Source organism: uncultured Georgenia sp. (assembly GCF_937958535.1).
Lineage (GTDB): Bacteria > Actinomycetota > Actinomycetes > Actinomycetales > Actinomycetaceae > Oceanitalea.
On the sequence record NZ_CALGNQ010000027.1, the window covers coordinates 1 to 8,753 of the forward strand.

The window sequence follows — 8,753 nt, forward strand, 5'->3', positions numbered from 1 at the left end:
GTGGCCGACGCCGCCGCGGGCTCATCCGCGGTCACCGCCGCGTGGTCACCCGCGGGCTCATCCGCGGTCACCGCCGCGTGGTCACCCGCGGCCCCCTCGGTCACCGCCGCGTCCGGAGCAGGCTCCTGCCCCGGCCTGCCCGGCGGTGTCGTCAGCACGCCGACCGCGGCCGCCAGGGCGGGCATCCGGGCCACGGTGAGCTCGACGTCCTCGTCCTCCTCCCCCACCGCGGGTGCGGCGGCGGGGACGACGACCAGGCGTGCCGCCGCGGCGCGGACGATGCCGCCGGTGACCGGGAGCCAGCCCTCGGTGCCGGCGTCCGCGCGGATCGTGACGTCCGCGGCGGGCAGCACCTCCTCCCGCCACGTGGTGTAGCCGCGGCCGGAGACCACCTGTGTCCCGAGCTCGACCTCGACCTCGCCCCGGACCAGCACGCGCATGCCCTCGGGGTGTGCCTCGACCATGGCGAAGGACGGCAGTGCGGCGATGCCGGCAGCGGCCAGGTACTCCACCCAGGCGCCGAGCCGCTTGCCGGTGGTGGCCAGCTGCCACAGCTCGCGGGCGATGTCCGACGGGACGGCCGGGTGGAGCAGCGCCAGGGCGTCGCCGGTCACCAGCGCCGTCCACTGCCCGGGCCGGTACTCGTGCACCGTCACTCCCCGGGCCTCCCCTCGGCGCGCGGCAGCGTCGACTCCGCCTCCTCGTGCTCGTCGCGGCGCGCGGTGCCGGCCACCTCGCAGTCCTCGTCGCGGGCGGCGACCACCACGGCCGAGACGTTGTCGTTCGCCCCGCCGTCCCGGACGGCCCGCTCGAGCAGGCTCGCGGCCGCCTCGTGCGGGTGCGCCGCGGCGGCGACGACCTCACCGATCTCGGCGTCGCTCAGCTCGCCGAACAGCCCGTCGCTGCACAGCACGAGGTGCTCCGGGCCGCCGGCCCGCAGCATCCAGAAGTCCACCTGCGGCAGCGGGCCGGTGCCCACGGCGCGGGTGATGACGTTGCGCTGCGGGTGGTGGCGCGCCTCGTCACGGCTGATGGCGCCGGAGTCGACCATCTCCTGGACGAGGGAGTGATCCACGCTGACCTGCTCGATCTGCTGGGGCGTGCAGCGGTACACGCGGGAGTCGCCGACGTTGAAGACGAGCCAGAACGGCTCGCCGTCCTGCTCGGTGAGGACGGCCCCCGCGACGGTCGTGCCGGCCACGGACTCGTCCCCGGCCATCGACTCCCGGATCCGTGCGGCGGCCCGGCCGAGTGCGTCGGTGACATCCTCGGGGACGACCGGTCGGTCGAGCTGCGCGAGGCGCGCGAGCTCGGTGACGGCGGCGTGGCTCGCCATGTCGCCGCGGGCGTGGCCGCCCATCCCGTCCGCCACGGCGAACACGGGCGGCTGCGCCAGCACGGAGTCCTCGTTCGCCTGCCGCCGCCCACCCGCGTCGGTGGCCACGCCCCAGTGGATCTGCATCCGTTCCCTCTCGCCGTTACCGTCAGGGATCCTACGTTGCCCGGCGCGGTGCCCGGGTCGGGCCGGGCCGCACCCGGCCGCCTCCGGTCAGCCGAGCGTGGGGAAGATTCCCCAGTACCCGGCGGCCAGCATGAGGACGAGTGCGCCGAGGTGGACACCGACGAGCGTGATCGTCCCGACGGTCCCGGTGCGCACCCCGGCGCGGCGCACCCGCAGCCACGAGCTCGCCGACCACACCCCGACAGCTGTCGCCCCCACCGCGACCACCTGGATCCCCAGCCAGCCGCCCTGGACCACCAGCGGGCTCTGCTCGTAGTTGAGCGCCAGGTCGGCGACGACGAGGAGGTAGGAGACGAACAGCACCCACACCGCCAGCACGCTCATCGCCAGGGCCGCGCTGGCCCGCGCCAGCGGTGAGGGCAGCCGCTCGCTGGGGCGGCGCACGACCCTGCTGATGACCCACAGTGCCGGGCCGAGCACGAGCAGGACGACCCCGCCGACCAGGGTGAGGACGATCATGTCGCCCGAGGCGTACCAGCGCGGGCTGTCGAGCGGCTCGGCACGGAACCGCTGCTCGGGCTGGCCACCGGCGATCCGCGGCTCGGCGCCGGCGGTCTCGGGCAGGCCGAGCACCCACCGGGCCACGGCGTCCGGGAAGCCGGGCGCCAGCCGGCCGTCGATGCGGATGCCGTGGTTGGCGCCCTCGAAGTAGCGCAGCGTGTAGGCGTCGTTCCCGGCGACGGCGAGGTCCTCGATGACCGTCGCCGGGCCCTGGACGATGGGCATCGAGGCGTCCTCGGTGCCGTAGACCATGAGCACCGGCTGGTGCATGCGCTGCTGGTAGGGGCTGACGTCGAAGTCGGCGTAGACGAAGCCGCCGCCCGGGACCTCGCTGCCGAGCAGCCGGGGCACCGCCCGGAGCAGCTGCTCGGGTGCGCCGAGGTTGCGCAGGTAGGTGTCGGTCGCCAGGGCGAACTGCTCGCGGGCGGGCACCACCGGTGCGGAGACCAGGACGACGAAGGCGACGTCGGGGTTCTCGGCTGCCGCGACCGGGGCGATGAACGCCCCCTCGCTCTCGCCGTAGACGCCCACCCGTCCGGGGTCGACACCCGGCCAGGAGGTGAGCACCTCCCAGCTGTGCAGGTAGTCCTGCGCCATCGCCGGGTAGTCGCGGTAACGCACGGTGTAGTTGTCCAGCCGCTTGTCCGGGACCAGGGACACCACCCCGGCGCTGGCCAGCGCCTCGGTCATCTCCCAGAAGTTGTCGTGGGTGGCGGTCCCGGCACCGTGCATGAAGACGATCCCCGGGCGACCCTCCGGGGCCCCGACCGGTTCGTGGATCGTGGCCCGCACCTCGGCACCGTCGAGCTCGACGGTCAAGGTGTGGGTCTGCGTCTCGTAGGTGCCGACCGGTGTGGTGGCGACGTCCCCGCCGATCCGCACGTCCGGGGACTGGACGACGAGTGCCTCGTCCAGCGGGTGCGGGTTCCAGCCCGGCCCGGCGACGGTGCCGATGAAGCCGAAGAGCAGAACGGCGAGCACCGTGACCGCAACCCTCCAGGACCTCACCGGGACAGATTAGTCGGTCCCACCGACCACCCGGCGAAGCCGACCCGGGGCGGTCCCTTCCCGGGCGGGCGGCCCTGCCCTGCCGACCCGGCACCCGCCGGCGCCCCCTCCCGACCCGGCTCCCGGCCGCACCGCAGCTCCCGCACGGGAGCGCGGGCCAGGAGCACGAGCGCGTCAGAAACCGAGGCGGCCGAGCTGCTTGGGGTCGCGCTGCCAGTCCTTGGCGACCTTGACGTGGAGGTCGAGGAAGACCTTCGTGCCGAGCAGCGCCTCGATCCCGCGCCGGGCACGGGTGCCGACCTCCCGCAGCCGCGAGCCGCCGCGGCCGATGACGATCGCCTTCTGGGAGTCGCGCTCGACGAAGAGGTCGACCCGCACGTCGAGCAGCGGTGGCTTGCCCGCGCGCCCCTCCCGCTCGGTCATCTCCTCGACCACCACCGCCAGCGAGTGCGGCAGCTCGTCGCGCACCCCCTCCAGGGCCGCCTCGCGGACGAGCTCGGCGATCATCACGTGCTCCGGCTCGTCGGTGAGCTCGCCCTCCGGGTAGAGCGGCGGCGACTGGGGCATCTGCTCCAGCAGGAGCTCGGTGAGCAGGTCCACCTGCTCCCCGCGCACCGCGGAGACCGGGACGATGTGGGTCCAGTCCCCCAGCTTGTCGATCTCCAGCAGGTGCTCGGCGAGCCGTGCCTTGCCCACCGTGTCGCTCTTCGTGGCGACGGCGACCACCGGGGTGCGCACCCCGGCCAGCTCACGGGCGATGTACCGGTCACCGGGCCCGACCTTCTCGTCGGCCGGCAGGCAGAAGACGACGACGTCGACCTCGCTGATCGTCTCGCGCACGAGGTCGTTGAGCCGCTCCCCGAGCAGCGTGCGGGGGCGGTGCAGACCCGGGGTGTCGACGAGCACGAGCTGGCCGTCGGGCCGGTGGACGATCCCCCGGATCGTGTGCCGGGTGGTCTGGGGGCGTCCGGAGGTGATCGCCACCTTCTGCCCGACCAGGGCGTTGGTGAGGGTGGACTTGCCGGCGTTCGGCCGCCCGACGAGCGAGGCGAAGCCTGCCCGGAACCCCTCGGGCCAGGTGTACGTCACGGCTCCATCCCCTCCTCGGCGTCCTGCGACTCCTCCACGGCGCGGACGAGGATGGTGGCGATCTGCCGCCGTCGTCCGCCGGCCCGCTCGGCCTGCATGTGCAGCCCCTCCACCTCGACCTGCGCACCCGGGATGGGCACCTTGCCCAGCGCCTTGGCGAGCAGGCCTCCGGCCGAGTCGACGTCGTCGTCCTCGAGGTCGAGGCCGAAGATCTCACCGAGCTCGTCGATCGGCAGCCGTGCCGGGACCCGGACGAGACCGTCCCCGAGGTGCTCGACCACCGGCTCGGCACGGTCGTGCTCGTCGGTCAGCTCACCGACGAGCTCCTCGAGGAGGTCCTCGATGGTGACGAGGCCGGCGATGCCGCCGTACTCGTCGACGACCATCGCGATGTGGAAGTTCTTCGCCTGCATCTCCCGCAGGAGGTCGTCCACGAGCATCGTCTCCGGGACGAAGACCGCCTCGCGCATCGTCGTCTCGACGGGGTCGCCCCCGGCGTCGGGCCGCATGTGGGTGCGGCGCAGCACGTCCTTGAGGTAGAGCACACCGCGGACGTCGTCGACGGACTCCCCGACGATCGGGATGCGGGAGAAGCCGGAGCGGACGAACAGCGCCAGCGCCTTGGTCAGCGCCTTGCCGGCGTCGATCGTCACCATGTCCGGGCGGGGCACCATGACCTCGCGCACGAGTGTGCTGCTCAGCTCGAACATCGACTGGAGCATCGTGCGCTCCTCGTCGGCGAGCTGCTCGGACTGGCTCACCCGGTCGACCATGTCGCGCAGGTCCTCCACCGCCTCTTCCCGTGCCTCGGCCTCGGTGAGCCTCGGCTTGGGGGTGAGCGCGGCAGCCAGCGCGGTCGCGGGCCGCGTGAGGGCCAGGACGACGTTGACGAACGGCAGCAGCGCGTGGAGCACCCGGCCGGGCTCGCGGGTGCCGACGCGTCGCGGGGTGGTCCCGGCGACGGCGGCGATGAGGACCGCCGCGACGAGGACGGCGACGACGAGCACCTGCCACCACTCGGGCAGCAGGTCGGCGACGACGAGGGTGAGGGAGACGGCGGTGGTCATCTCCGCCAGCACGCGCGCCAGCACGAGACCGGGCAGCGCCCGCTCACGGTCGTCGGCGAGTCGCTCCACGGCCGCGGCGCGGGGCCGCTCGGCGTCCTGCAGCTCGGTCAGCGCGGTGCGGCCGATACGCCGCAGCGCCGACTCGGCGGCCACGAGGGTGGCCGTGACGACCAGCGCAGCCAGGGCGAGGACGAGCAGCCACCACTCCGGGATGTCCGGGAGAAGTCCGTCCATCTCAGCGCTCGGCGAGGAAGGTGAGGAGGAGCTTGCGCTGCAGCGCGAACATCTCCTTCTCCTCCTCCGGCTCGGCGTGGTCGAAGCCGAGCAGGTGGAGGATGCCGTGCGTGGTGAGGAGGAGCAGCTCCTCGGCGGTGCTGTGACCGGCGGCCTTGGCCTGGGCGGCGGCGACCTCCGGGCAGAGCACGACGTCGCCGAGCATGCCCTCGACCGGCGGCTCCCCCGGGACGCCGGGGCGCAGCTCGTCCATCGGGAAGGACAGGACGTCGGTGGGGCCCGGCTCGTCCATCCACTTCTCGTGGAGCTCGCTCATGACGTCGGTCGTGACGAAGAGGATCGACAGCTCGGCCTGCGGGTGGACGTGGAGCTGTTCGAGGACGTAGCGGGCCAGCGCCGCGAACTCCTCCTCGGCGACCTCGTGCCCGGACTCGTTGGCGACCTCGATGCTCATGACCGGCCTCCCCGGCGCTGCGCCGCGCGGCGCTCGGCGCGGTTGCCGGTGGGCCCGGCGTCCCACCGCTCGTAGGCGTCGATGATCTCCGAGACGAGGCGGTGGCGGACGACGTCGGCCGAGGTGAGCCGGCAGAACGCCACGTCCTCGATCCCGACGAGGATCTCCTCCACCACCCGCAGGCCGGAGCTCGTGCCGCTGGGCAGGTCGACCTGGGTGACGTCGCCGGTGACGACGACCTTGGAGTTGAAGCCGAGCCGGGTGAGGAACATCTTCATCTGCTCCGGCGAGGTGTTCTGTGCCTCGTCGAGGATGATGAAGGCGTCGTTGAGGGTGCGCCCGCGCATGTAGGCCAGCGGCGCCACCTCGATGGTCCCGGCGGCCATGAGCTTGGGGATCGACTCCGGCTCGAGCATGTCGTGCAGCGCGTCGTACAGCGGCCGCAGGTAGGGGTCGATCTTCTCGTTGAGCGTGCCCGGCAGGTAGCCCAGCCGCTCCCCGGCCTCGACGGCGGGACGGGTGAGGACGATCCGGTTGACCCGCTTGGACTGCAGGGCGTGCACCGCCTTGGCCATCGCGAGGTAGGTCTTGCCGGTGCCGGCCGGGCCGACGCCGAAGGTGATCGTGTTGGCCTCGATCGCGTCGACGTACGCCTTCTGGCCCAGCGTCTTGGGCCGGATGGTGCGGCCGCGCGCGGAGAGGATGTCGAAGGTCAGGACGTCGGCGGGCCGCTCGGCGGTCGGTGCGGTGAGCATGCGGATGGCACGACCGACGGCGTCGGCGGTGAGTGCCTCACCGCTCCGGGCGACCTGCGCCAGCTCGTCGACGAGGCGCTCGGCGAGGGCGACGTCACCGGCCGGGCCGGCGAAGGTCACGACGTTGCCGCGGACGTGGATGTCGACGTCGGAGAAACCCGCCTCGATCGCCCGCAGGACCTCGTCGCGCCGACCGAGCAGGGCGACCATCGGGACGTCGTCGGGAACCGTGATCTGGTGATGGAGCATCGCGTCCGGCTGGGACGCGTCGTCGCTGTGTGGCATGGGCGAGGGCGCGGGGGCCCGAGTTCCTCCCGGTGTCGATGTCAGGCGTACCGGGAGTGTAACGGCCACCGCGCCGCTGATCTTCCCGAATGTGCGCCTTCAGCCCCAGCGGTCCAGCCGTTGGGCGAGCAGGGCCGCCGCCACCGGGCCTGCGGTGGAGGTGCGCAGCACGTGGGGGCCGAGCCGGACGACGACGGCACCCCGGTCGGCGAGGTCGCTCACCTCGCGCTCGCTCAGGCCGCCCTCCGGGCCGACGACGAGGAGCACCTCGCCCGCGGCCGGCAGCGGGGCCGCGGAGATCGGCGTCGTCGCCTCCTCGTGGAGGACCAGGACGCTGCCCCCGGCGGCCACCACCTCCTCCACGCGGGGCAGCAGGGCGCGGCCGTGGACGAGGTCGGCGACGTGCGGGACCCACGCCCGGCGGGACTGCTTGGCAGCGGCGAGGGCGACGGCGCGCCACCGGTCCCGGCCCCGCGCGGCCTTCGGGCCGGTCCACACCGACACGCAGCGCTCGCTCTGCCAGGGGACGACGGCGTCGATGCCGACCTCTGTCGCCGTCTCGACGGCGTCCTCGTCGCGGCCGCCCTTGGCCAGGGCCTGGACCAGGGTGAGACGCACGGGCGGCTCGGGCTCGTGGGAGACGTCCTCGACCCGGACGGTGAGCTCGTCGCCCGCCGCGGTGAGGACCTGGCCGCGGGCGCGGGTCCCGGCGCCGTCGACGACGTCGACGGTCTCCCCCGGCCGCAGCCGGCGGACGGTCACCGCGTGCCGGCCCTCGCGGCCGCGCACGGCGAGCGTGCTGCCGGGGCGCGCGGCGGCGAGGTCCTCCGGCTCGCCGAGGAAGACGGGTGCGGTCATCAGCGCCCGGCGAACTTGTCCCGCAGCCGGGAGAAGACGCCGTTGGTGGCCGGGGCGAGCCGGGGCTCGGCCCGCTCCTCACCGCGCAGCGCAGCCAGCTCCTCGAGCAGCTCGCGCTGGCGGTCGTCCAGGGCCGTGGGCACCTCGACGTCCACCTCGACCTTGAGGTCGCCGCGGCCGTGCCCGTTGAGGCGGCCGACGCCCAGGCCGGGCAGGGTGATGACCTCCTCGGGCTGGGTGCCCGGGGCGATGTCGATCTCCTGCGGGCCGTCGAAGGTGTCGAGGTGGAGGACGGTGCCGAGGGCGGCGGCCGTCATCGGCACCTGGACCCGGGCGTAGAGGTCGTCGCCGCGGCGGGCGAAGACGGGGTGGGGCCGCACCCGCAGTTCGACGTAGAGGTCGCCGGGCGGGCCGCCGCCGGGTCCGACCTCGCCGCTGCCGGTGAGCTTGATCCGGTTGCCGGTGTCCACGCCTGCGGGCACGGACACCGGGATCGACTTGCGGGTGCGCACCCGGCCCTGGCCGGAGCACTCCGGGCACGGGTCGGGGATGGTGGTGCCGTGGCCGCCGCAGGCCGAGCAGGGCGACGTCGTCATGACGTTGCCGAGGAAGGAGCGGGCCACCCGCTGGACCGAGCCGCGCCCGCCGCACACGGCACAGGTCTGCACGCTCGTGCCGGGCCGGGTGCAGGTGCCGTTGCAGGTGCCGCACAGGACGGCGGTCTCGACCTGGATCTCCTCCTCGACACCGAACACGGCGTCCCGCAGGTCGATCTCCAGCCGGATGAGGGCGTCCTGGCCGCGCCGGCCGCGAGGGGCAGGCCCGCGGGTGGCGCCGGTGGCGGCCCCGAAGAACGTCTCGAAGATGTCGGAGAACCCGAAGCCCGCGCCGGTGCCCCCGTTGCCGCCCAGGGCCGACTCCCCGCCCAGGTCGTACATCTGGCGCTTCTCGGGGTTGGACAGCACCTCGTAGGCGCGCCC

At 73.8% G+C, this 8,753-nt stretch carries 8 protein-coding genes and 1 pseudogene; all 9 read right to left on the reverse strand.

Annotated elements, in window-relative coordinates; genetic code table 11:
* Window positions 1-650 (reverse strand): annotated as a pseudogene (locus Q0195_RS01285) (hypothetical protein); the annotation flags it as partial.
* A 2-nt stretch (window positions 651-652) separates the two neighbouring features.
* On the reverse strand, window positions 653-1,462 hold the full coding sequence (locus tag Q0195_RS01290; RefSeq protein WP_299273498.1) for a protein phosphatase 2C domain-containing protein: 810 nt from the start codon (window positions 1,460-1,462) through the stop codon (window positions 653-655).
* Between the two features lie 87 nt (window positions 1,463-1,549).
* The gene (locus tag Q0195_RS01295; RefSeq protein ID WP_299273501.1) at window positions 1,550-3,031 is read right to left on the reverse strand and encodes a prolyl oligopeptidase family serine peptidase; all 1,482 of its coding nucleotides are present in this window, start codon (window positions 3,029-3,031) and stop codon (window positions 1,550-1,552) included.
* A 174-nt stretch (window positions 3,032-3,205) separates the two neighbouring features.
* Entirely contained in the window at window positions 3,206-4,120 is a 915-nt protein-coding gene (gene era / locus Q0195_RS01300; RefSeq protein ID WP_299273504.1) for a GTPase Era, read from the reverse strand.
* Window positions 4,117-5,421 (reverse strand): hemolysin family protein, encoded by a 1,305-nt coding sequence (locus Q0195_RS01305; protein ID WP_299273507.1) that lies wholly within the window; start codon window positions 5,419-5,421, stop codon window positions 4,117-4,119. The genes era and Q0195_RS01305 overlap by 4 nt, the downstream gene beginning before the upstream one ends.
* Window position 5,422: 1 nt before the next feature.
* Window positions 5,423-5,875 (reverse strand): rRNA maturation RNase YbeY, encoded by a 453-nt coding sequence (ybeY, locus tag Q0195_RS01310; RefSeq protein WP_299273510.1) that lies wholly within the window; start codon window positions 5,873-5,875, stop codon window positions 5,423-5,425.
* Complete coding sequence (locus tag Q0195_RS01315; RefSeq protein WP_299273512.1) at window positions 5,872-6,879, reverse strand: PhoH family protein; 1,008 nt, start codon at window positions 6,877-6,879, stop codon at window positions 5,872-5,874. The genes ybeY and Q0195_RS01315 overlap by 4 nt, the downstream gene beginning before the upstream one ends.
* Window positions 6,880-7,014: 135 nt before the next feature.
* Window positions 7,015-7,773, reverse strand: coding sequence for a 16S rRNA (uracil(1498)-N(3))-methyltransferase (locus Q0195_RS01320; RefSeq protein ID WP_299273515.1), 759 nt, complete (start codon window positions 7,771-7,773; stop codon window positions 7,015-7,017).
* A partial coding sequence (locus Q0195_RS01325; RefSeq protein WP_299273518.1) for a DnaJ C-terminal domain-containing protein occupies window positions 7,773-8,753 on the reverse strand: 981 nt, incomplete at its 5' end. The genes Q0195_RS01320 and Q0195_RS01325, both read right to left, overlap by 1 nt.